Below are 24,301 nucleotides of genomic sequence, written 5' to 3'. Positions count from 1 at the left end.
TCTTATCGGTTGGTGTAAAAGCCAACCGATTTTTTTTTGCTGATTGGGGTTCTTAAATAAAAATGCGGAACAACTAAAATCTATATTTCACTGTGGCTCTAATCCTCCTTCGATACCCCAGCATTCAATATTAAACAACCCTAATCCGGTCAGGATATATGTTTGCATTGGGAATGTAATTGTTTAATATCTAGGCAATCAAGTATTTATACTTGCTATCAACATAGTCAAGAAGTCTATTTTCAATTATCAATATTATAATCCAATGGATAATCAATTTAATAATTTACTTAACTTTATAAAGTCGAGACTTTATGCCAACAATATTATTTGTTGATGGGTGGAGATTATTTTTTTATTCAAACGAAGGTTTAGAACCAATTCATATTCATGCTATAAAGGCAAATATGCAATGTAAATATTGGATTATAAATGAAACTTTAGAAATTAAAGAAACATTTTCATTTAATTTGACACCTTCGGAACGTAGAGAAATTAAAAAGATTATCTACTCTCATTTTGATTTGATTATAGAATCTTGGGATAAACATTTTAATAAATAAATAATATGCTCATCACACATCACATAGAAACAGTAATCTTTGACAGTAATGTAATTCGTGTAATAATAGATGGTCATTTATTTGAATATCCAATTGAAAAGATTTCTACCAAATTAGCTTTGGCAACCGATATTGAAAGGTCTTGTTTTAAAATTTCACCTACTGGATATGGCATCCATTGGCCTTTAATTGATGAGGATATTTCTGTAGATGCATTCATCAATAAATCATTATCCTATAAGAAGAATTCTTAGGATCTTGCAAATTTCAATAGTAAATCAAAGTCACCCTTGTCTGCTTTTCTGATTGCTTTAAGGTATTGGGCTCTTATATCCGTGTCTTCAGAAATACTAGCACCTCCCCATGAAAAAACAGATTGCTGATAGATTTTTTCTATGATCATATCAGCCATCATTCTACTATGTCTTCCGTTTCCATTTGGGAAACAATGCATACTAACTAATCTGTGTTTAAATCGAATTGCAAATTCATCTGGTTCATATACATTATGTTCAAGCCAATATTTAGCATCATCTATTAATGACCTTAACGCAGTGGGTATTTCTAATTTGTCAACCCCAATATTCTTATTAGTTTTTCGGTATTCGCCAGCCCAGCTCCAAACCCTACCATACATTTTTTTATGTAGATCTTGTATAAAAGTTTCGGATAGGATTTGCTCCTGTTTAAATTTCCTTGTTAAACTCCACTGTATTGCATCTTCTATATTCTGTTGTTCAAATTCATCCAATTCGCCTCTTGTAGAAATAGATTTAATTAATAGGCCTTCTTTCTCGTCTTCGTCAAGAGGTGTTTGGCCATCATTGTATATTAAATTTAGTCCCATAAAATTTTAGGTGTTTTGTTTATAATTTCTGCAGCCCTTTCTTTTATGGCATTTTCAATGCGCTTATTTGAATTTGCCTGATTTTCTAATTTCATTGTAGTGGAAGTACGATGAACAATTTTTGTAGCAATTTCTAAAGCACGCGTTTCAATCATTTGTTCCAAGCTACCTGCGTTAGGTACAAAGCCATAAACAAACCTCATATCCATGGCTTTTGCAATTTCTTGCATTGACTTAATAGTGATAGCGCCTTCCTTTTCACGTTTCTCCATATCCATCACAGCTTGCTTGGTGATGGAAAGTTTTTTACCTAATTGTTCCATCGACATACCTATGCCTTTACGTATTGCTTTTATCCATCCAATGGGTGGTACAATAAGATGCTGTAAACCAGTTAATTTCTCCAATTTCTCATTCAATTGCTGGAATTGAAGTGTATCATTTTTCATAAAGTAAATCTTTAACTTGACTAATCTTGTGTAAAAGTAAAGTTATTACTTTACATAAACAAATAAATAGTAAAAGTATTACTTGACTTTATTATGCTTTAGAATCATAGACATGACTTTATTCAATTTGGAGAACCCCCTTAAAGCCCCCCACCAGAAAGTCGGAGCAACTTTGTTGCGACGACAATTCCTCGCCAGCGAAGCCGGCAATTCCTAATCTCTTCTAGATGCGCACGAAAAAATTCATTTCAATTTTTCGTCACATTAAACTTTATTCATAAATTGAATTACCCCAATTTATTCCTCCCCCAAGTATTTTGTTTGTAATTCATTACTGACCCTGCAAACTTATGCATGGGAGTCAGGTAGCATTGCTATATTTAAAATACAATAGTAACCCCTACAAATCAATGGTCGTGAAGATGACCAACTGTTGTTATGCAAAAATAAATTCAAAGCCCTATAATCAAATAGGGCAATTCAAAAATGGTATTGAATGTAACCAAAGGGTAGACTCTATTAATTTACATGTAATTGAATTAATGAGAGATCATTTAATACTAAAGGCTTATAGTAAAAGTACTATGAAGACTTACCTAAACGAGATGCACCAATTTTTATATCGGTTAGGTAATATTCCTGCGGATGATTTACAGCCAGTACACCTAAAAAAGTATTTAGTTTATTGTTTTGAAAAACTGAATCTATCAGAGAATACTTTACATAGCAGAATCAATGCTTTGAAGTTTTATTATGAGCAGGTTTTACGAAGGGATCGATTTTTCTGGGAAATACCAAGACCCAAAAAGCCATTACAACTTCCCAAGTTGTTAAATGAGGAAGAGTTATGCAGATTGTTCAATTCGCTCACAAATAAAAAGCACAAAGCCATGTTATTTACTGCTTATAGTGCTGGTTTGAGAGTAAGCGAAATTGTTCAATTAAAAATGAAAAATATAGATAGTGAGAGAATGCAGATATTAATTGAAAATGCAAAAGGAAAGAAAGATCGATATGTAAATTTAAGTCCAGTATTACTTGATATTCTTAGAGAATATTTTAAGCAATATACACCAAGACCTAAAGTATTTCTATTTGAATCTGAACAAACGGGAAATGCTTATCCTACTAGAACAGTACAGCAAATATTTAGTAATGCAAAACGCTTAGCGGGTATACAGAAAGATGTGGGTATTCATAGTTTAAGACATAGTTTCGCCACACATCTTTTAGATAAAGGCATTGATATTCGATACATTAAAGATTTACTTGGACACTTTGATATAAGGACTACAGAGCGATATTTGCATGTAAGTAAAAAACAATTGGTAAATATTGGAAGCCCATTGGATGACTTATTTAAGAAACGGCAAATTGATTGGTAATACTATAAAATTAGTAGTAATAAGTTTTTCAAAATCAAGTTTACTCACTCGACAATTCAATATGTATAAGTGCATTTATGCAACAACAATTCCAAAACTATATTAATAAAACACTCATTTATAATGCTACTAATTTTTGCTTTCAAAGATTGAGTAGCGTATATTTATGTGTTGTATGCCATACTACCAACCATGAAAATTCTACTAACCTTTTTGACATTCTTAATTTCAGTATTCTGCTTTGCTCAAAAAACGTTTCGTGTTGACACTTCATTTTTAGATACAATAGAATTTAAAAAGTATAAAGGATTCATTGTTTCAAAAGATTTTGATATAAATTTTATTGGAAAACAAATCTCTCAAAACGACCGTTTTACTCCCGAAAAATCCGATGCCATTGCAGCTGACAATGCAATTCAAACACAATATGCCAATGCGGCACTACGACAATTGGATAAGCAAAATAATAATATCCCAACTTTTGCTGACACAGCCGAATGGGAAAAAGCTTTTAAAATTTATCAAGAAAGGCGACCAAAAATTATTCGTCGAAAACATAAAGATCAGAAAAATAAAATTCAAACTTTCGACCGTTATTTTTGGGGCTACCGTAACGCAGACAATGAAAAACTTATTCTTATCAGGTTTGACCCTCATAAAATAAGACACTATACAATTGCTGGAGAAACTTTTGCTGACGTACTTACAATTATGGTTTATAATATTAATCGAAATATATTAAGTTATGCAGGTTGGTCAGACCATAAAGAATAAGTACGACATACAACATGCGGTTTGCTGCTATTCCGGCTTGACGTAAGAAACTTCGGCTTCAACTATCTATCATCTTCAGCTTCGGCTTGACCGTTTAATAATGGGATTTTGTACTAAATTTAATCATCACAATTCTAATTGGCTTCAGTTGCCAGGCTGACCGTTTTTCAAATACCGGCACAGCAGCAAGCCCTGCTCGTTGTGTGTAACCTTATGAAAAGATACTTTGCTTCTTTAATTGTCCTTTTGTATATTTCGATTTTTCACAAGTTGAGTGGACAACAATTGCACAAGGACACGGCTTTTTTGTTTAAGAAAGCGAATCATTCAATTTTTATCGACAATTCGCCGACAGCCAAATTTTACGATCGTATTTCTGATTTTCGATTTGGTAAGTTTGATAAGGATAACTATGATTATTCCTTACAGTATTTAAAGGATAGTGGGATTAAGTTGACTAAATATAGAATTAAGGATTTGCCTAAAAAATGGATAATTCTAAAGTATTTTAAGGACAGATTCTATCTTTATTATCCATGTGATTTTTATCATCATTTTAAAGTTTCAATCACAGACAACGCATTTATTGACTATGGTGGCGAAGGGCCTGTGGTTAACAAAATATTGTCATATAAAAAAATTAGTGATAACAAATTCTCGTTTTCCTTGACTGGTGTTGAGCGGCCCAAAAGATATCTAACTATTCATATTGTTGATAAAGCAAATGGTATAGCAATATTTGAAGAATGGTACGATAACAATGGCAGGCAGTATTATCTTATGATAGACGCTGCGAAAATAAGGCGGCAGCCAATTATTGTGAACTATTGTAAAGACCAAAAGCAAATGGAATTTGACTTTGTCGAACCTGATTTTATTAAGTTACTTAAAACACACTAAAAGGGCTACACACAACAATAGGCTTTACGCAAGTTGGGTTTTCAGCAATAGCCCATCAGCTCTGGTAGTGCTAATCAACTTCAGTAATTTGGCTTTAGCTAATCGAGTTTTTAGTGGCCAAGCTAGCAGCAGGAAGTATTCTTCACCACCCTGCGTAAAGCCTCGGCCGTTGGCAGAAATATGCTGATACTGCTTTATTTTCGAAAAATATTCAAGATTGACCAAAACATTTATTAGACCGAGTTACGAAAAAAATGATAAAGAAGTACAACGAATGGTATAACAGCTTGACACCTTTGAAGAAGTTAATTATTTCGTTCATTTTAAATTGGTTTTATTGGCTTATCGCTTGGTTAATTGCTGAACAGTTTGTTTTTGACGAGAAACGTTCATTGAAATACCATGTCTTTCATGCAACTTGGATGGCATTCTTTATGACTATACCTTTTAATTGGAAAGAATTGAAGCAGATTTTTAAAAGTAAGTCACACGACAAGAAATTTGAAAACGAAAAACACCCAACATGATGAACAAGAGTATAGCACGAAAGGTGGGACTATTCTTCTTCCTTCCAACAATTTTTATTTTTATGATTTTCCCACGACAAACTTGGGGGAATATCTACATAGTGATAATTTATCTAACTCTATGCTTATTTTTCATTTATCTAATATTTGGAAAGCGACTCAATAAATCAAAAGACTAGTTATAATCCTAATATTTAATTAAACTGAACTAATGGCTAAATGACCAATACTTCTGCCAACAAAAGGCTTTACGCAAGTTGGGCTTTCAGCAATGGCCCATCAGCATTGGAGTTTCAATCAACTTCAGTAATTTGGCTTTAGCTAATCGCGTCAGTAGTGGCCAAGCCAGCAGCAGGAAGCATCCTTCCCCACCCTGCGTAAAGCCCGAACGTTGTACACAACCTTTATGAAAAAACTCTCATTGATATTTGGACTAATGTTTTTTGCTTCGTTTTCTTTTGGACAGATATTTTCAAGACTGCCAAACGAAAGTGCTGATTCATTTATAAAACGAGTATTCAAGGTTGACGAACTAGCTCATCCTGTAATTGAGACCAAAGAATGGGATAGTACCAAAAGGGTAATTTTTGCTTTTGTAGCCGAAAATTCACAATCAAATGGACAATATGACCAAAACAAGGAATCAATTATTTTAGGGTATTGCTTTTTTAAGATAAACCCTAATAACTATCATAGGGCTTTAATTGACACTTTCCATGAAGATGGTGGAGAACCAAGAATTGAGACTTTATTTTTTGAAAACACAGATAAAGATAAAGAAAGAGAAATTGCAATTTTTGTTAGGATACCACAAATGCATAGAGGTGCTGATATTTATGGTGACTTCTACAACACTTACTTTTATGACAATCCTAATTTAGTAATACCACCAAATAGATTGACAAAATTTGAAAAACTTAGTGCTAAATTTTCTGGATATGAAGGTTACAGTGGTAATAAACAGTTTAAGTTTAAATATAAAGACGTTGCATCAATACGAAAAGCATTAAAAGAAATGGGTTACTAAGGCAGTGTACAACAAAAGGCTTTACGCAAGTTGTGCTTTCAGCAATGGCCCATCAGCTTTGGTGGTGCTAATCAGCTTCAGTAATTTGGCTTTAGCTAATCGAGTCTTTAGTGGCCAAGCCAGCAGCAGGATCACGGATTATCCAAACTGCGCAAAGCCTGGGACGTTATCGGCTATTCTATGACAGACAGTACTAAACAATAAACAGACAGAAATGAAGTTAACAACTCTCTTATTTTTTAGCATACTATCCATTTTGACTTCGTGCAATGGGCAGACTTATAATTCAGAGAACCATACTGACTTCTTAAAAGAAATATGTGTAAAGGGAGACACCGTAAAAGAACTTGGAAGCAGCATTATGGTGATTTATCAAGACAAGAAAAATACATATTGGTTTGGTAGTTGGGAAACAGGAGTGTATAGATATGACGGTAAGACTTTGATAAATTACACAACAAAACACGGTTTGTATAACAATAGAGTTGATGATATAAAAGAAGATGAATCGGGCAACATATATTTCGCAGGTATGAACCCAAATTCTACAATAACAAAGTTTGACGGAAAATCATTTACTAAAATTATAGCAACCCCAAGTAATGAATGGAAACTTGAAGCGAATGATTTGTGGCTAATAGATGCTTATCAAGCCAAACAAAAAGTTTACCGGTTTGATGGAAATACCTTTTATGAATTGACACTTCCAAAGCCACCTAAACTTAACAATCCATTTGAAGTTTATAGCATTTATAGAGACGTAAAAGGAAACATTTGGTTTGGCACAAATCCTGTTGGAGTATGTCGTTACGATGGAAAATCGTTTGACTGGATTACCGAAGAAGATGTGACAGAATTTCGCAATGAAGGGGCAAATGGAGTGCGTTCAATTACGGAAGACAAAAATGGGGACTTTTGGTTTAATACAGAAAACCGATATAGTGTTTACGACAGCATAACATTAAAAAGCAATAAGTTTTATACAAGACACGAAAGTATAGGTAGTTTAGATGGGAAAAACACCAGTGGTTTAAAAGAATATTTATCAACAGTAAGAGATAATAAAAATAATTTGTGGTTCGTAACCTATCGAGATGGCGTTTGGAAATATGATGGAACAAAAATTACACACTATACAGTTCAAGCAAAGTCTAAAGACATTACGCTATTCAGTATTTACAAAGACAACAATGGCGACCTATGGCTTGGGACACACGAAAATGGTGCGTATAAATTTAACGGAAAGACATTTGAAAAGTTTAAACCATATTGACGAAAGAAGAACAGCCGATAACACGGGTTTGGCAAAAGTGGCGGTTCAGTGCTCCGCAGACACATTTGTGGTTAATCAAAGTTTGGTTCTCCGCATCAACACTTGTGGTGAAAATCGCCACCTTCGCCAAGCCCGAAACCGTTAGCTGTAACGCGATTAAGCTTGATTTCAAAAAAGATTTTGTAGTATATACAATTAGTATATACTTTTGTATAAATTAATATTTATATGAAAACGCTTTCATTAAAACTTGATGACACAACATTTGATGAAGCTGAAGAAATAACTACACAGCTTAACCAAGCAAGAAACAGATATATAAATGAAGCTGTAAGTCTCTACAATCAATTTAATAAAAGGAAAATTCTTAAAAACAAACTTTTGAAAGAATCCAAATTGACAATGAAAGATTCCTTAAAGGTTCTTCATGAATTTGAAAAGTTCGTTGATGAAAATTAAACAGTATGACATCTGGCTTGCCGATTTAAACCCAAGTAAGGGGACAGAGCCTGGCAAAACAAGGCCAGTTGTAATTATTCAGACAGACTTACTCAATTCTCATCATTTATCAACCTTGATTTGCCCTATTACTTCTAATGTTCAACCTGAAATTGAAATTCTAAGAGTACAACTCAGGAAAAATCAACTTGACAAACCAAGCGATATTCTTGTAGATCAAATTAGAGCTATAGATAATAAAAGACTTATTCAAAAACTCGGTAAGCTAAGCGAAGAGCAAATTAACAAACTAAGAAAAAACATATCAATTGTTTTAGATTTATAAGCGCTACAGCTAACAAAAGGCTTTACCCAAGATGGGCTTTCAGCAATGGCCCATCAGCTTTGGTATTTCAAATGAGCTTCAGTAATTTGGCTTTAGCTAATCGAGTTTTTAGTGGCCAAGCCAGCAGCAGGAATTATGCTTCCCCATCCTGCGTAAAGCCCCGAACGTTACCAGCAAGCGTAAAGAACGACACGACCACCAAAACACGACCTGAAAACGACAGGCAATTTCGCTGTTCCTTGACACATTCTGACCCGACTTTTTGGCGACACGCAAGCCGACCCCAAATGGTTTTAAAAATTTTGCCACCGCACATTTAAAATAGTTTTTGCCACCCACATTGGCACATTTGGTTTTGCCCGACACACAAACCGACTCTTCGCAAAACCAAAAGAGCCAATCTTGCCAACGCTCAAAAGGACTTACATCTTTACAAATTCTTTATATCTCAATTACTAACTTTGTAATAAAAAAATTGGACTTACTTAGAACAAGAAAATACAGCAAGAAAAATCAATACCTAATAAGCATAATCCTTATTGTGTTGTCTGCTGTTTTATGCTTTTTCTCGGTTGATTTTATTGGTTACAGAGCGGTTGCACTGATACTTTTATTGGTGGTATCGGTCAACGCTATTTTATTTGATATTTTCCCAGTATTACTTTCGGCATTATTGAGTGCTATAATTTGGAATTTCTTTTTTATTCCTCCAATTCTGACTTTTCACATTGGCACTCCCGAAGATGGACTAATGTTTTTAATGTATTTTGTAATCGCTTCAATCAATGCTGTATTGACATATAAAATCAGGGAAGTAGAGAGAAAAGAAAGAGATGAAGAAGAAAAATTGAAAACAATTAAACTCTACAATACATTACTAAATTCACTTTCTCACGAACTGCGGACACCCGTTTCAACCATCATCGGAGCGGTGGACACGCTTAAAGAAAGCAAGGATAAACTTTCACTGACAAACCAAACTGAACTGCTTTCACAAATTGACATTGCAAGCATTCGCCTAAACAGACAAGTAGAAAACCTGCTCAATATGAGCCGACTTGAAAGCGGAATATTAAAACTCAATTTGGACTGGTGCGATTTGAACGAACTTATTTTTTCGGTGGTGCAAAAGCTATCGCCAACTAACGGAAATCACAAAATTGTTTTCAACGCTAATGAAAATTTACCCCTGTTGAAGTTGGACAGAGGGTTAATAGAACAAGTTTTTCACAATATCATTTACAATGCAATTCAATACACACCCGAAAACTCAATAATAGTGATTGGTGCTTCGCACCAATCCGATAATTGTGTTATCTCTATATCAGACAACGGAAACGGTTTTCCCGTAAATGAAATGCAAAATGTCTTTGATAAGTTTTACCGTTTACCTCAAAGTTTTGCAGGTGGAAGTGGTTTAGGGTTAAGCATTTCAAAAGGTTTTATAGAAGCACACAACGGAAAAATAAAATTGGAAAACAACAAAGAAGGTGGTGCAAAGTTTACGATTACAATTCCTGCTGAAACTTCATTCATAAACAATTTGAAAAATGTCTAAAGCTGAAATTTTAATCATTGACGATGAACCGCAAATACGAAAGTTGCTTGAAATAAATTTGGAGAGCAATGGATACAAAGTGTTACAAGCTGCAACAGGAAAAGAAGGAATAATTATGGCAGCCAACCATCCGCCCGAATTGATTTTGCTGGACATCGGTTTGCCCGACAAAAGCGGACACGAAGTTTTGAAAGAATTGAGAACATGGTTCAATAAAGTAATAATTATTCTTTCTGTGCAAAGTAGCGAAACAGATATTGTAATTGCACTTGACCATGGAGCAACGGACTATCTCACAAAACCATTTCGCACAGGTGAACTCTTGGCTCGTATTCGTTCCTGTATTCGGAGAAACAATACAGACGAAAAAAACAATTTACTCACTTGCGGTAATTTGCAAATTGATTTAATTGCAAGGACTGCAAAACGAAACAACGAACTTTTAAAACTCACTTCAACAGAATATAATTTACTTTCTCTATTCGCAAAAAATGAAGGCAGAGTTTTGACACATCAATACATACTAAAAGAAATTTGGGGTGTTGGTTATCAAGCCGAAACCCAATACCTAAGAGTATTTGTAGGAACGCTTCGAAAAAAAATTGAAGACAACCCTAACCAACCTAAACATATCATCACCGAAAGCGGAGTTGGTTATCGTTTCAACTGATTTTCCAGACGGCATCTTTATAAAATCTTTATACATTGCCTATTCACTTTTACATTTTACCGATAACATTCAAGCCACCTTTGCATCATTAAATTATGATGAATGGAAAAGGTAAAAAATGGCATCAACGGTAAAGTAACAGCCGCCACATTATTAGTAGCACTTGGAATTATTTATGGCGACATAGGAACAAGTCCACTTTATGTATTAAAAGCAATTATTGGTGAAAGACCAATTACTGAAATTCTTGTTTATGGCGGCATTTCCTGTGTGTTTTGGACACTCACTTTTCAAACTACTATTAAATACATTTGGCTTACACTCAAAGCCGACAATCACGGTGAAGGAGGCATTTTTTCACTTTATGCACTTGTTCGCAGATACAGAAATTGGTTAGCCATTCCCACCATAATTGGAGCTACAACGCTTTTAGCTGATGGAATTTTAACACCACCAATTTCAGTTGCATCAGCCGTTGAGGGTATTACTAATTTCAAAGGGCTTGAAAATATCCCAACAGTTCCTATTGTTGTTTTAATCCTTTCTGCACTCTTTTTCTTTCAGCGATTTGGGACACATAAAGTGGGTAGCACTTTCGGACCAGCTATGTTGGTATGGTTCACTATGCTTTCAACTTTAGGTCTGATACAAATTTTCTATCACCCTGCTATTTTTAAAGCCCTTAACCCTGTTTATGCCATTCGATTTCTAACAGAATATCCTCATGGATTTTGGTTTTTGGGTGCAGTTTTTTTGGCTACCACAGGAGCAGAAGCATTGTATTCAGACCTTGGGCATTGCGGTAGAAAAAATATCCGTATTACATGGGCGGCAGTAAAAGTTTGCCTTTTACTTAACTACATGGGACAAGCTGCATGGATAATGAACTTAGGCGAAGGAAATTTATTGAACGGACAAAATCCGTTCTATGAAATTATGCCTAATTGGTTTTTACCATTTGGAATTGCAATTGCAACTTTAGCTGCAATTATCGCATCACAAGCGATGATTAGCGGAAGCTACACGCTTATTAGCGAAGCAATGAACTTAAACTTTTGGCCAAGAGTAGCAGTAAGACAACCAACAGAATTAAAAGGTCAGATATACATTCCAAGTGTCAACAACATACTTTGGGTTGGCTGCATACTCATGATTTTGTATTTCCAGAATTCAACTCACATGGAAGCGGCTTATGGCTTTAGTATTACCATTACCATGTTAATGACTACCATTTTGTTGGCTCATTATCTGTATTACAAACTACGCTGGAATGGTTGGTTAGTTATTGCTTTAGTGCTTTTCTTCGGAACAATTGAAACATCATTTTTCATTGCCAACGTTGCCAAGATTAAAGAACGTTGGATGTTTTTATTTTTTGAATTGTTTATTTTTCTTGTGATGTATGTTTGGTTTTATGCAAGAAAAATCAACAACCGATTTACCAAATTCGTTGACCTAGGAAAATATGTTTCTGAAATAAAAGAACTCAGTCAGGACGAAACCATACCTAAATTTTCAACGCATCTTATTTATCTCACAAAGGCAAACAACCGACATGAGGTAGAAGAAAAAATTATTAAGTCAATCTTTGCTCGTAAACCTAAGCGGGCTGATGTGTATTGGTTTGTTCATATCCACAGAACAGAAGAACCCTACACACTCAATTACAATGTTTCGGAATTGGTGGATGATAAAGTAATTAAAATAAACGTGAATGTTGGTTTTCGCATTCAACCAAGAACCGAGTTGTATTTCAAAAAAATTATGCAAGAGTTGGTCGCTAATAAAGAACTCAATCTTCATACAAGACCTGACGGCTCAACCAAATACAACAGCGAACCTGATTTTAAATTTGTGGTGCTTGAAAAATTTCTTTCTGTTGAAAATGAATTTGCATTAAAAGAAGGAGTGCTACTTAATTCATATTTCCTTCTCAAACGCATGGGTCTTAGCGATGAAAGAGCTTTTGGTCTTGAAAAAAATGATGTCATAGTTGAGCAGGTGCCATTAGTGTATCAAGCAGCAAGCAAGATTGAATTAAAGCGTGAAGGAAATGAAGAAGCCAAAGCTTAGGAAATGGAAACTGATTTTTCAAAGATGCTTTATGAAAAATACTTTAGCCGAAGTAACAGATTAATTGAGGTGACTTTAAAAAACGGAAGGAAAATAAACGGAGTATTCATTTCATTTTTTCTTGGCGACCAAGATGCCAACGAACCTTATATCAGAAGATGGCACATTGTGGAAGAAAAATATAAAATGACGCTAGGTATTGATGGTTTCGGTTTTCGCATAGGAGAACTAATCAATCAGAAAGACATCATAAGCATTAAATTTTTAGACGACAATTTACAAATGCAATTCGAATAGTATGAGAACAGCAATTGCCATAATCTTTATTTATATCTTCATGTTTCTTTCAATATATGAAACAAAAGCTCAATCGGACACAACTAAAACTTTATCACCAAAAATTGAGTTAAGTGGTTTTATTGATGTTTTTTATGTTTATGATTTTAACCAACCCAAAACAGATTACCGACAAACATTCCTTTACAACTATAACCGACATAACGAGTTTAACCTCAATCTCGGTTTTATTAAAATTTCAGCACAACATCAGAAATACAGAGCAAACATTGCATTGCAAACTGGAACTTATGCTAATGACAACTACGCTTATGAGCCGGGGCTTTTAAAAAATATCTTTGAAGCCAACGCAGGAATATCACTGAACAAAAAAAATAATATATGGCTAGATGCAGGTATTTTCGCTTCTCATATTGGTTTTGAAAGTGCCATTTCACTTGACAACTGGACGCTAACACGTTCAATTTTAGCTGAAAACTCACCATATTATCTTTCAGGGGCTAAACTCACTTATACACCAAACAAAAAAATTGAACTTATTGCCCTTGTTTGTAACGGCTGGCAACACATTCAAAAAATAAAGGGAAATTCATTGCCATCATTTGGAACGCAACTCAAAGTAATGCCGACTGAAAAAATCACTTTTAACTGGAGCACATTTGTTGGCACAGACGACCCCGACACAACAAGACGAATGCGATATTTCAATAATTTTTACGGACAATTTCAATTCACAGAAAAGTTTGGCTTAATAGCAGGTTTTGACATTGGAACACAACAAAGAGTGAAAAATGGTTCAACTTATGACTTCTGGTTTAGCCCAGTAATCATTGGACAATTTGCCATTAACAAAAACTGGGAAACAGCAATTAGAGCAGAGTATTACCAAGATGAAACTGGAATTATTATTCCGACAGGAACAATAAACGGTTTCCGCACAACAGGACTTTCACTAAATCTGGACTACTCACCAACACAAAACATCATTTGCCGACTGGAAGGACGTTGGTTAAATAGTAAGGACAACATTTTTGAAACTAAGACCACACCAACAAACAATAACTTTATCATTGGGACATCAATAGCAATTAAATTTTCGGAGACAGTAAAGAAATAGCCGACACACAGGTGTAAGCACATTTGCAAACCGCTACAAGCCGATACGCAGACCAAAGTTTGCAAAAGAGCTTCCACCTTACCCGACAAAAAAACTATTTTAAATTTCCTTCCCTTCTAAAATTTTTAAAACCTCCAACGCTCAACCAGACACAAAAAAGACAGCGAAACCCTTATCAAGCTTGACTTCCACGACACAAAAGACAGGACGTCAGCTGGTAACAGCGGTTTGGCAAAAGTGGCGGTGCAGTGCTTCGTAGGACAGTTTTTCGTATAATTGTAGTGCGGTTCTTCGTAGGAAGTTTTGTGGTTAAAATCGCCACCTTCGCCAAGCCGCAAACCGTTAGCTGCAATTTTTCGAAGACAACCCGCAATGACATAATGAAAGGTTTAATCTCCATAATTTTTTTGAGCGCACTTGTTCTCATCGTAACAGGCTGTGGATTTGGTGACTGGGAAGTAGACGAACTCTATGCTCAAAAAATTGAAGGGACGTCCAAACTCTTGTATAAATATGATGCTTGGGGGGGGAGAGATTCTCATACTTCTGGTTTCATAATCCTAGACTCAACCGAGACATTTCAAGTGAGTATAAATAATAACTTGCCATTTACTTATTTGTTAGAAATACCAAATAAAGCATTTGTGAAAGGTGTCAGTACAGAGTGTGCCAATAGCTGCGGCGACGATTACAAAAATGCAACACCAATTTTTACCCCGATTAAACAAGAAAACATTAAAAGCCTGGATTTCAATATAACAAAATTGGTTTATCAGTATAAAGGATTTGCTGAAAGAGATGGTGGATTTGAAAGTTTTCAATTTGAAAAATTTAAGGAAACACGAGACAGCTTGTGGTTTTACAATTTGAATGAATTTGAACATGGAAATAACAAACATGTTGACAGTTTGAAATTTAAGAAATCAGTGATTGCAATCAGTCAGGACAAAAACTCTAACATAGATAAGATTGTAATTGAAGATTTGATTATTGACCGACTTTCTAATGAAATAATATCCAATATTACCTATCACCTGACACCGAAAACCAAGCTCAATTCAAAAAGCTTTTCAGACTATGGAATTTTCAAAGGAGTTGTCAAATGAAAATGCGCCCAACATTGCATTTGTGCAAGCACGGCAGACGGAACTCGGCTGTGCAGAAGTTAAAAATTTAGCACTTGTGCAGATTCTGGGCGGACAAGCCCTGAATTCCGTGCCTTCACAAATGCTTTTACGTTAGTGGCAAGCTAAAATGACGAAAGAACAAATAAAATATTCGATTGAAACCGGAGAAATGAAACTTGGAAATTGGGACAAGTTCACCCATTACGGAATAGTAGGATTTCTATTCTTTATTCCTTCAGTGTTGATCTTTCTTCATTTAAAGGACTATTTCCAAGGAATACCTAAACCTTTTCGAGAAAGCGAAATTTGGTTTGTGATTATCCCATTTATTCTTGGACTGCTATTTTATAGACTTCAAAGAAGCAGACTGAAATTTCAAACCATAGACACACATTTGACAAGAGAAGAGTTCGACCCAATAATTGAGAAAGTTGCTAAAGAACTTGAATGGACTCCACATGTAATGAACAAAAATGTTATAATAGCTAAAACACATCCAAGTTTCTTTTCAGGCAGTTGGGGCGAACAAATAACAATATTGTTTGACAAAAATAGGATTTTAGTGAACAGTATTTGTGACCCAGATAAAAGAAGCTCAGTTGTTTCAATGGGACGAAACAAGCAAAATATGAGTAGATTAATAGAAGAGATAAGAAAAGCCAGCCACTAACATCGGTTTGGCAATATGGCGGCCGAAGTGCTTCTATGAAACAGTTGTGCAAGTCTCAACAGCAGGAATTCTATTGAACTTTAGTGCTACAAATCCGCCACATCGACAAGCCTCGAACGTTAGCGGTCATGCATCGTCTTCACTTTGTAAGAAAAATATAAACTAATGATAAAGTCTTTCCTCCTTCTACTCCTTTTCTTTAACGCATCCTTTGCGATTGCCCAAAAAAGTACTGCCTGGTATAACCATACTTTATTGGATGTAAAGAATTTGGAAAGTAGTGTAGATTTTTACACCAAAGTCTTTCAGGTTGACACTATACCGTATCCCTTTCCTCCAAGCACTCAATACATTGTAAAATGGTTGAGAGTTGGTGAGGGCATTGAACTCCATTTATCACAGTGGCTCAACGACACCACAAAGGTTATCAGTGAAATACCCTCAGTACCAGGACATGTAGGTTTTGTACACTTAGGTTTTATGGTAAATTCTATGGATGCTTTTCTGAAGAGGCTTATGCAAGTGAGCAGCGATTACAAATCAGGCAAATACAAGCACCCTATTATTGAAAGAATGCCCTACGGCGCAAAAACTATTGAGATTAAAGACCCTGATGGAAACGAAATACACGTTATTGAAGCAATGCCCGCAAACAATAGCACGAACCGCTAACATTGGTATTGCCAATAGTCGGGCTGGACGAATAGATCCAAGCATTAGTTCTAATCATTTAACTTTAGTTAAAAGCTAAGCGGCAGTTCCGGGCTGGACGTAATACTAATTCCCCACCCTGCGTAAAGCCTCGGCCGTTATGCGGCATAAAATTAATTTCATGACTTCATAAATTTACTTACCTTTGGCGTAAGTATCTAAAATCATTGGTATGATTCTTTCTTTTGGTTCTAAGGACACACAAAAAATTTGGGACGGGGAAAGGGTTAAGAAAATACCTAATACGATTCAAGAGGTTTCTAGGCGTAAGTTAAGAATGCTTAATAACTCTCAAGATCTCACGGATTTACAGATACCACCATCTAATAAGTTGGAGAAATTAAAGGGTAACCTAAAGGACTTTTACTCAATTCGGATAAATGACCAGTGGCGAATAATATTTAAATGGGATTCTGGTAATTCTTCCGATGTTGAAATCATAGATTATCACTAAAAGTGGAAAAATGAAACGTATAAAAAATGTCCATCCTGGAGAGATTTTGCAAGAAGAATTTCTAATCCCACTTAGAATTTCTGCATATAGGCTTTGTAAGGACACAGGAATTCCACAGACAAGGATTTCTGCAATCATTAAAGGTAATCGTAGAATTACAGCAGATACCGCTCTGAGATTCTCAAAATACTTCGGGACATCAGCTAAATTCTGGTTAGGACTACAGGATGATTTTGATATTGAAGAAGAGAATTTTTTGCTTAAATCCGAGTTAGCTTCTATATCGAGATACAGTAATACAGCCGCATAACAAAAGGCTTTACGCAAGTTGGGCTTTCAGCAATGGCCCATCAGCTTTGGAGTTTCAATCAACTTCAGTAATTTGGCTTTAGCTAATCGAGTTTTTAGTGGCCAACCCAGCAGCAGGAACTAACCTTCCCCAACCTGCGTTAAGTCCCGAACGTTGGCTGCAACTTTAATAACCTTATATTTAGACAGAAATATGAAATACAGAAACCTTTTGTTTTTACTATTTATTTGCACTAATACATTATTGGGACAAGCCCAAAACAAATGGATAAAATTTGATTGGCACGGTGAAACAATTTTTGGAAAATATTATCCAAAAGTAGCTATATCAATTCCTGTAAAAATTGAAAATCTTCCTTATAATCTTTGTGGACAATTAGACCTTGGAGCAACAACAACGATGATTTATGAGAATTCTTTTAAGCCATTCTCTCAACAATACCCTTTGGTAATTCAAAAATTAGACACTACAATTAACCCCTATTATCTCAACGGGCGAAAGAGCTATTTTCTAAAAGGTCTAAATATGAAATTAGACAAAACAACTTATCGAAATAGAAACATCGCACTTATTCCCGACTTTGGCGACGAAATACTAATTGACTCAATAAATACTAAAACTCAAAAATTAATCGGAACAATTGCACCAGATTTGTTTCAAGGCAAAATTCTTGTTATTGACTTTGTAAATAACAGACTAAAAACATTTGACGAATTACCAAAACAGTATTCAAAAGCTAACTTCGTTAATGTTGTAATTAGAAAGGGAAGAATAAAAATTCCAATATTAATTGGCGATAGCATACAATATGTAATGTTTGACACAGGAAATTGTTTAGGAGATTTACTATTTGATAAAGAAACTATCAAGCAGTTTACAGACTTGAATGAAGCCCCACAAGAATTTTTAAATGGCAATACTTGGGGACAATCTGTTACTTACTATAATAAAAACTTGAAAAAAGAAGTTTACCTAAATAACAAAAGACTTAATATTAAAAAAGTACAATTTTCCGACCAAGACAGTGATGTTCAGTTTAATAAGGAAGAAAAAATCATTGGTTTAATTGGTCCTGTTTTGTTTGCAGACAAAATAGTAATTATTGATTACAAGAATAGCAAGTTCGGCGTTTTATAATATAAAGATACAAAAGCAGCAGCCAACAAAAGGCTTTGCGCAAGTTGGACTTTCAGCAATGGCCCATCAGCTTTGGAGTTTCAAATCAACTTCTGTAATTTGGCTTTAGCTAATCGCGTCAGTAGTGTCCAAGCCAGCGGTAGAAACACAAATCATCCAACCTGCGTTAAGCCTCGGACGATAGCGGTAAGTAGCAAAACAAAATAAGTGCATAATTATTTATTTTACTATGTGGATTATCATTCTAATCTTGGTTTCTATTGTTCTTGTTCTCATTTATCGAGATGTTCAAAATGATAAATTACTTAGAACTGTAACTCATAAGGGAAGGGGTACATGGTCAGAAAGGGACTTAATACTACGACTTCTTAAAAGCGGATTTTCTCCTGAAAGGATATTTCATGATTTATATGTACAAAAATCAGATGGGAGTTTCTCTCAAGTTGATGTTGTAATTATAACAGAGGTTGGGATTATTGTAGTAGAAGTAAAGCATTTAAGAGGTTGGATATTTGGGACTGGAAATCAAACAAAATGGGTTCAAGTTTTAGCTTATGGTAAAAAGAAGTATTCCTTTTACAATCCAATTTTTCAAAATAAAAGTCATATAAAGTTTCTAAAGAGTAGGTTATCCAACTTAGATGATATTCCATTTTATTCCTTAATCGTCTTTTATGGTGACTGTGTTTTGAAGAATTTATCACAAATCCCAAGCGAAATAAGTATTGTAAAATCTACTGAAGCATTAGAAGCTATTACCAATCTTATTCAAACAAGTAGGGAATCAACATATACTAATTTGGCTGACATTGAGGCCATATTATTTGAATCTGTTAATTATGGCGAGGATAGAGATGTTAGAATTCAACATGTTGAGAATATTCGAAGTAAGTGGAATCCTCAAGATTTTTAAATGCATACCTCTAACAAAAGGCTTTGCGCAATTTGGGCTTCAGTAAAGGCCCATCAGCTTTGGTAGTGCTAATCAACTTCAGTAATTTGGCTTTCAACTAATCGGGTTTTTTAGTGGCCAAGTCAGCAGCAGGAACAACTATTTCCAACCTGCGTAAAGCCCCAGACGTTACTTGTGATTTATTAACACCTCAGAAATTTGAAAAGTTACCAATTTTTGGTACATTTACTTAAAATATTAATTAATGGGACGCAATACCTCCATTTCATTAGGGGATCACTTTGAAGATTTCGTTGACGACAAAGTTTCAACAGGAAGATTTAAGAATGCTAGCGAAGTAATAAGGGCAGGTCTTCGGCTTTTAGAAGAGGAGGAGTCAAAAATTCAAGCACTCAAGAAAGCCATTACAGATGGTATTGAAAGTGGTGTGGCTAGAAGTTTCGACCCTAAAAAGCATCTTGAAAAGTTAAAAGCTACTAGAAGAATAAATGGGTAGTTACTCTCTAACAAATAAGGCAGTTCAAGATTTATCATCGATTTGGGAATATACAGTTGATACCTGGTCAGAGAGACAAGCTGACAAATACTACTTCATGCTTTTAGATTCTTGTCAAGAGATAGCAGTTGGTAAGGTTATAGGCAAAAATTATCCCGAAATAAGTGTAGAAATTTTAGGATTTAAAGCTGGGCAGCACATACTTTTCTATAGAAAGCTGAGCCTGGGTAAAGTTGAAATAGCTAGGATCTTGCATGCAAAAATGGATTTGAAAAACAAAATACAAGAGTAAAACCACAGGTAACAAAAGGCTTTACGCAAGTTGGGTTTTCAGCAATGGTCCATCAGCTTTGGAGTTTAAAATCAACTTCAGTAATTTGGCTTTAGCTAATCGAGTTTTTAGTGTCCAAGCCAGCAGCAGGAGCAAGCATTCCCAACCTGCACAAAGCCCTGCTCGTTATGGGCTATATGTTAGACGACCACAACGAAAATCAGTATGAATAAAGAAATTAAATCATATAACAACCAACAGACGGAAACAGACAAAGAAATCTGCGACTTACTTGCAACGACAATTGGGAGTGAATTGACAGAAGCAGAAAGTAAAATTTGGCACGCTCACCCGGTTTGGTTTTTAGACAACAACCCGACAGTTGGATATTCTAAACAGAAAAATGGAATAAGACTAATGTTTTGGAGCGGTGCAGACTTTAACGAAGAAAATTTAAACATTAAAGGACAGAAGTTTAAAGACGCTTCTACTTTTTATAACAACAAGATAGAAATAAAAACAAATGATTTAATTCGTTGGCTTAAAAAGTCAAGAGAAATACAATGGGACTATAAAAACTTAGTTAAGAGAAAAGGAAAATTAGAAAGGCTTAAATAATATGCAAATAACACCCGTTTGGCTCAATGGGGGCTGACATCGTTCATTGCAATTTTTTGCTTCTATTATATATTCGTGCTGGTTGACAATTTAGTTTTCCTAAATCCCCCACTGCGTAAAGCCTCGGCCGTTCTAGGCAAGCTCAACAATCAGTCTGAATTATCAAAATTAGTAAGACAATATTTATGTTGAATAAAAATCAAATATTAAGCTCTATAATTTTTTTGATGATATTGTTCGCATCCTCATGTGATAGTACACGGAGAATTACATCCCAAAAAAAACAATTGAAAGAGATTTATTTGGATCAATTCAAATTAACTTACTTAAGGCAACTGCTTAGAAAGAGCTACAATAATTCAAATGCTGTTCAAGAAATAATTGTTATTGACAATAGTGGTTTTACTGAGCCATTTCTTACAGCGAATGACCTTCACATAATTGACAGTCTAACGACAATCGATAATGAATACCTAAAGGTGGACTCTACTCAAGGCATCCAAAGGGCGGAAGGAGCCAATGGAAAAAGACCACTAGGATTTATCATGAAAAAACTGACTAGTAAGTGGCTGGACAGTTTAGCGAAACGCAGATTGAAAATAAGTGGCGTATCTGATAGTTGGAGTGACTGATATCCATGCCTAGAACAAAAGGCTTTATGCAAGTTGGGCTTTCAGCAATGGCCTATCAACTTTGGTGCTTCAAATCAACTTTAGTAAATTGGCTTTAACTAATTGATTTTACTAAGGCAAAACTAGTAGAATATCAAAGATCATCTACCATTCTAAAAGCCTCTAGCATTAGCATTATTATTCCAATCCGAAACATTATATTGACTTTAATTTCTCTTTTTTTTGCATATAACATTAGTGCCCAGAAAAAATTTAAAGTAGTATATAATGAAGAAAATACATTAGTTGATAGCTATCGTTTAGTAGATGAAAAAAGTATAATGATAAAACAACTTGACACATCTAAATACTACATCTGCTTTACTCAAGATACGTACGGATATTTTGCATTCGAAAAAATCATGAACGATTTAGGGTGGAAGCATCCTGAAGATTAATATATTAAAAATAATATCGGATCAGATTCAATCGATTGGCTTGTATACGTCTGCAAGTCATGTCATGACCAAATACACGGAGAGTAAAAAGTAACACTGCGATTCCAATCCCCCCAAACCATAAATTTACGATGCACTACTCATAAAGGTGGCATGCGATACAAATTCAGAAAGTCATCTCTAAAGTGCTGGCTTTTTTGTTTCAATAAACCAAGCAATATAGTTCTCAATTTGAGAACCTAGATAGTAAGGTAGGTTGAGTATTTTGTATTGCTTTCCTTTTTGGGTAATGGCATCTGTAATATTTAATGCACCTGCATAAAATCGAATAGCCATATTGTGTGGAGCTATGTCCATGTAACTATGTAATGATTTTAGGGTGCCTTCTTTACCAGACTTAACTTCAATGGGTATGATTAATCCATCGTATTGAAATAGATAATCAACTTCAGCTGTTGACTCTTTTTTTTCTCTTACCCAAAATTGAAGTGCACTTAATGCATTATATTGAAATGCTAATAATTCTTGTCCAATAAGATGTTCAATTAGAGTTCCTTGATAAATACTATTTAAATCATTCGTGCCTATAATTTCTTTCTGAATCCCTACATAGTAATTTAATAGTCCTGAATCCAAAATTTGAAGTCTAGGTGATTTTTTTATATTAGGTACCATTGGTACAGTGGCAGTTGTGCAAGGATAAATCAGTTGTAATAGTAATGCCTTTTCTAATGTGCGTAACGATTCTCCCATTTCGCGTGACTTATATGCTGCATTTCCAAAACCTTCAAACTTTATTCTTTTTCCAGCTTGAGCAAATGAACTTTGAATACAATGTCTGATGTGTAAAATTTGCGCATTGCTTTTTGCATATTTTTCAACATCATCCATATATCCACTTATTAAGGAATCATAAATAGGGCTTAATGCTACGAGGTCCTTATATGTTGCGTAATGTTGAATAATTTCTGGCATGCCTCCTATTAAAGCATAAGTATGAAACAAGCGTAATAATTTTGTTTGAGCAAATGCAGCCACTGGAACTTGTGTTAACTGTTCTAATACTGCGTTCTCACCAATTGCCGATAGGAATTCGGGAAACGAAACTGGTCTGATCACTTTATATTCTACGCGACCAATGGGGAAACTTATATTCTTGTCAAACAAAGTTTCAAGCATACTTCCAGCAGCAATAACTGAAATTTCAGGCGCTAGTTCATAAAAATATCTTAGCGTATTTAATGCCTTTGGCACTGCTTGAATTTCATCAATAAATATCAGTGTGGTACTTTTTTTAGCTAGTATTTTACTTTTAAGAAAGAATAATGTATTGATTAAGTTCTCTATTGATGTGAAATTTTCAAAGGGTTCCTTATCCTCTGATAGCTCAAGATTTAAATAGATGTATTGTTCATATTGTGCAGCAAATTGATTCACAAGGGTTGTTTTCCCAACTTGCCTTGCACCTCTAATTACAAGCGGTTTGCGGGGCTTATTATGCCTCCATTTTTCAAGCTCCAGTAAAAGTTGTCTTTTAAACATGTTATAAAGTTAGGGTAAAAATTACAAATATATGTATAAAAGTTATGGTAATATTTTAGGTATTTTGTAGCAAAGTGGCATATAATATCACTAAATATTCATAAATTGAATTACCCCAATTTATTCTTCCTCAAATTGTTTCGTTTGTAATAATATATTACACATTTACAATGCTAACACTATTATTTTCAATATTTGAGTATCGCATATTAATGTGTTGTGCAACATAATTTTTATAATTTGACCGAAGACTGTAATAATTATAGCTGAAGCATACAGTATTAAGAAAATAATTTAACTTACAACATATAAAATACTTTTATGAGACGGTTTCTCCTAACCATATTTCTGTTTTTCGCAACTAATTATATTTTTGCTCAACTACCTAGCCCTAAAGTTCCCAAATATTTTCAAATGTTGAAGAAAAAGTCATTGACTGACACTTTGAAAAGTGTTTATCCGTTTACTAATAACCCCTATGCATTATATAAAAATAAGATGCCTGTTTTGATTACAGATAACAGGTCAATCTATAAAGGAAACCTCGGTAATGGGTTAGAATTATATTCAATGAATATTGATAATATGCCATGTATTACTCCAGATAGTACGTATCAATCGAACATGTCTATATCACAATATTTAAAAAATCAAAAATTGCTTCTTACTCCTGGGAGAAATTAATAAGTTAGCCCTGCATTAAATTATTTTGGCAGGTTAGATGTATGTTCCAGACAAT

At 34.6% G+C, this 24,301-nt stretch carries 28 protein-coding genes; 25 read left to right on the top strand and 3 right to left on the bottom strand.

What is annotated here, in order from left to right:
• Positions 1 to 314: 314 nt before the first annotated feature.
• The gene (locus Q8S25_RS04600; RefSeq protein WP_305535306.1) at positions 315 to 563 is read left to right on the top strand and encodes a DUF4160 domain-containing protein; all 249 of its coding nucleotides are present in this window, start codon (positions 315 to 317) and stop codon (positions 561 to 563) included.
• Between the two features lie 5 nt (positions 564 to 568).
• Positions 569 to 817: a DUF2442 domain-containing protein gene (locus tag Q8S25_RS04595; protein ID WP_305535304.1), complete on the top strand. Its 249-nt coding sequence runs from the start codon at positions 569 to 571 to the stop codon at positions 815 to 817.
• On the opposite strand, the gene Q8S25_RS04590 is transcribed toward Q8S25_RS04595, so the two are convergent.
• Positions 814 to 1,410 carry a mobile mystery protein B gene (locus Q8S25_RS04590; protein ID WP_305535302.1) on the bottom strand — a complete coding sequence of 199 codons (597 nt, stop codon included), beginning with the start codon at positions 1,408 to 1,410 and terminating at the stop codon, positions 814 to 816. The two genes, Q8S25_RS04595 and Q8S25_RS04590, sit on opposite strands and share 4 nt — an antisense overlap.
• Complete coding sequence (locus Q8S25_RS04585) at positions 1,401 to 1,859, bottom strand: mobile mystery protein A (RefSeq protein ID WP_305535300.1); 459 nt, start codon at positions 1,857 to 1,859, stop codon at positions 1,401 to 1,403. Before Q8S25_RS04585 ends, Q8S25_RS04590 begins: the two co-directional genes overlap by 10 nt.
• 422 nt (positions 1,860 to 2,281) lie before the next feature.
• Between Q8S25_RS04585 and Q8S25_RS04580 the strand changes: the two genes are divergently transcribed.
• The 23 genes from Q8S25_RS04580 to Q8S25_RS04475 all read left to right on the top strand — a co-directional run bounded on the left by Q8S25_RS04580 (position 2,282) and on the right by Q8S25_RS04475 (position 21,583).
• Positions 2,282 to 3,244, top strand: a complete 963-nt coding sequence (locus tag Q8S25_RS04580) for a tyrosine-type recombinase/integrase (protein ID WP_305536118.1) — start codon at positions 2,282 to 2,284, stop codon at positions 3,242 to 3,244.
• Between the two features lie 192 nt (positions 3,245 to 3,436).
• Complete coding sequence (locus tag Q8S25_RS04575; protein WP_305535298.1) at positions 3,437 to 4,018, top strand: hypothetical protein; 582 nt, start codon at positions 3,437 to 3,439, stop codon at positions 4,016 to 4,018.
• A gap of 138 nt (positions 4,019 to 4,156) precedes the next feature.
• Entirely contained in the window at positions 4,157 to 4,918 is a 762-nt protein-coding gene (locus Q8S25_RS04570) for a hypothetical protein (RefSeq protein WP_305535296.1), read from the top strand.
• A 933-nt stretch (positions 4,919 to 5,851) separates the two neighbouring features.
• Complete coding sequence (locus Q8S25_RS04565; RefSeq protein ID WP_305535294.1) at positions 5,852 to 6,472, top strand: hypothetical protein; 621 nt, start codon at positions 5,852 to 5,854, stop codon at positions 6,470 to 6,472.
• Between the two features lie 214 nt (positions 6,473 to 6,686).
• Complete coding sequence (locus tag Q8S25_RS04560) at positions 6,687 to 7,745, top strand: two-component regulator propeller domain-containing protein (protein ID WP_305535292.1); 1,059 nt, start codon at positions 6,687 to 6,689, stop codon at positions 7,743 to 7,745.
• Positions 7,746 to 7,973: 228 nt separating this feature from the next.
• Positions 7,974 to 8,204, top strand: coding sequence for a hypothetical protein (locus Q8S25_RS04555; protein ID WP_295187944.1), 231 nt, complete (start codon positions 7,974 to 7,976; stop codon positions 8,202 to 8,204).
• Complete coding sequence (locus tag Q8S25_RS04550) at positions 8,194 to 8,529, top strand: type II toxin-antitoxin system PemK/MazF family toxin (protein WP_295187946.1); 336 nt, start codon at positions 8,194 to 8,196, stop codon at positions 8,527 to 8,529. Before Q8S25_RS04555 ends, Q8S25_RS04550 begins: the two co-directional genes overlap by 11 nt.
• 328 nt (positions 8,530 to 8,857) lie before the next feature.
• Positions 8,858 to 10,087 (top strand): ATP-binding protein, encoded by a 1,230-nt coding sequence (locus Q8S25_RS04545; protein WP_371131581.1) that lies wholly within the window; start codon positions 8,858 to 8,860, stop codon positions 10,085 to 10,087.
• Entirely contained in the window at positions 10,080 to 10,757 is a 678-nt protein-coding gene (locus Q8S25_RS04540) for a response regulator (RefSeq protein WP_305535286.1), read from the top strand. The genes Q8S25_RS04545 and Q8S25_RS04540 overlap by 8 nt, the downstream gene beginning before the upstream one ends.
• Positions 10,758 to 10,859: 102 nt before the next feature.
• The gene (locus tag Q8S25_RS04535) at positions 10,860 to 12,830 is read left to right on the top strand and encodes a KUP/HAK/KT family potassium transporter (protein ID WP_305535284.1); all 1,971 of its coding nucleotides are present in this window, start codon (positions 10,860 to 10,862) and stop codon (positions 12,828 to 12,830) included.
• Between the two features lie 3 nt (positions 12,831 to 12,833).
• Entirely contained in the window at positions 12,834 to 13,127 is a 294-nt protein-coding gene (locus Q8S25_RS04530) for a hypothetical protein (RefSeq protein WP_305535282.1), read from the top strand.
• Between the two features lies 1 nt (position 13,128).
• Positions 13,129 to 14,244, top strand: coding sequence for a porin (locus Q8S25_RS04525; RefSeq protein ID WP_305535278.1), 1,116 nt, complete (start codon positions 13,129 to 13,131; stop codon positions 14,242 to 14,244).
• 380 nt (positions 14,245 to 14,624) lie between these two features.
• The gene (locus Q8S25_RS04520; RefSeq protein WP_305535276.1) at positions 14,625 to 15,350 is read left to right on the top strand and encodes a hypothetical protein; all 726 of its coding nucleotides are present in this window, start codon (positions 14,625 to 14,627) and stop codon (positions 15,348 to 15,350) included.
• 148 nt (positions 15,351 to 15,498) lie between these two features.
• Positions 15,499 to 16,041 carry a hypothetical protein gene (locus Q8S25_RS04515; RefSeq protein WP_305535274.1) on the top strand — a complete coding sequence of 181 codons (543 nt, stop codon included), beginning with the start codon at positions 15,499 to 15,501 and terminating at the stop codon, positions 16,039 to 16,041.
• Positions 16,042 to 16,206: 165 nt separating this feature from the next.
• Positions 16,207 to 16,713, top strand: a complete 507-nt coding sequence (locus tag Q8S25_RS04510) for a VOC family protein (RefSeq protein WP_305535272.1) — start codon at positions 16,207 to 16,209, stop codon at positions 16,711 to 16,713.
• 211 nt (positions 16,714 to 16,924) lie between these two features.
• Entirely contained in the window at positions 16,925 to 17,206 is a 282-nt protein-coding gene (locus Q8S25_RS14705; protein WP_305548770.1) for a type II toxin-antitoxin system RelE/ParE family toxin, read from the top strand.
• Positions 17,207 to 17,216: 10 nt separating this feature from the next.
• Positions 17,217 to 17,516, top strand: a complete 300-nt coding sequence (locus Q8S25_RS04505; protein ID WP_305535270.1) for a HigA family addiction module antitoxin — start codon at positions 17,217 to 17,219, stop codon at positions 17,514 to 17,516.
• 192 nt (positions 17,517 to 17,708) lie between these two features.
• Positions 17,709 to 18,653: a hypothetical protein gene (locus tag Q8S25_RS04500; protein ID WP_305535268.1), complete on the top strand. Its 945-nt coding sequence runs from the start codon at positions 17,709 to 17,711 to the stop codon at positions 18,651 to 18,653.
• A gap of 229 nt (positions 18,654 to 18,882) precedes the next feature.
• Positions 18,883 to 19,566 carry a nuclease-related domain-containing protein gene (locus tag Q8S25_RS04495; protein ID WP_305535266.1) on the top strand — a complete coding sequence of 228 codons (684 nt, stop codon included), beginning with the start codon at positions 18,883 to 18,885 and terminating at the stop codon, positions 19,564 to 19,566.
• Positions 19,567 to 19,810: 244 nt separating this feature from the next.
• Positions 19,811 to 20,062, top strand: coding sequence for a type II toxin-antitoxin system ParD family antitoxin (locus Q8S25_RS04490; RefSeq protein ID WP_305535264.1), 252 nt, complete (start codon positions 19,811 to 19,813; stop codon positions 20,060 to 20,062).
• On the top strand, positions 20,055 to 20,354 hold the full coding sequence (locus Q8S25_RS04485; RefSeq protein WP_305535262.1) for a type II toxin-antitoxin system RelE/ParE family toxin: 300 nt from the start codon (positions 20,055 to 20,057) through the stop codon (positions 20,352 to 20,354). Before Q8S25_RS04490 ends, Q8S25_RS04485 begins: the two co-directional genes overlap by 8 nt.
• Positions 20,355 to 20,558: 204 nt before the next feature.
• On the top strand, positions 20,559 to 20,951 hold the full coding sequence (locus tag Q8S25_RS04480) for a DUF1801 domain-containing protein (RefSeq protein WP_305535260.1): 393 nt from the start codon (positions 20,559 to 20,561) through the stop codon (positions 20,949 to 20,951).
• Between the two features lie 287 nt (positions 20,952 to 21,238).
• Positions 21,239 to 21,583, top strand: coding sequence for a hypothetical protein (locus Q8S25_RS04475; RefSeq protein ID WP_305535258.1), 345 nt, complete (start codon positions 21,239 to 21,241; stop codon positions 21,581 to 21,583).
• Between the two features lie 617 nt (positions 21,584 to 22,200).
• Here the strand turns inward: Q8S25_RS04475 and Q8S25_RS04470 are convergent.
• Entirely contained in the window at positions 22,201 to 23,562 is a 1,362-nt protein-coding gene (locus Q8S25_RS04470) for an ATP-binding protein (protein ID WP_305535256.1), read from the bottom strand.
• Positions 23,563 to 24,301: the final 739 nt, after the last annotated feature.

Origin of the sequence: Sediminibacterium sp. (assembly GCF_030695065.1) — a bacterium.
Taxonomy (GTDB): domain Bacteria; phylum Bacteroidota; class Bacteroidia; order Chitinophagales; family Chitinophagaceae; genus Sediminibacterium.
Note: the sequence above shows the minus strand (reverse complement) of the source record. Positions and strands in the feature narration are given on the sequence as shown.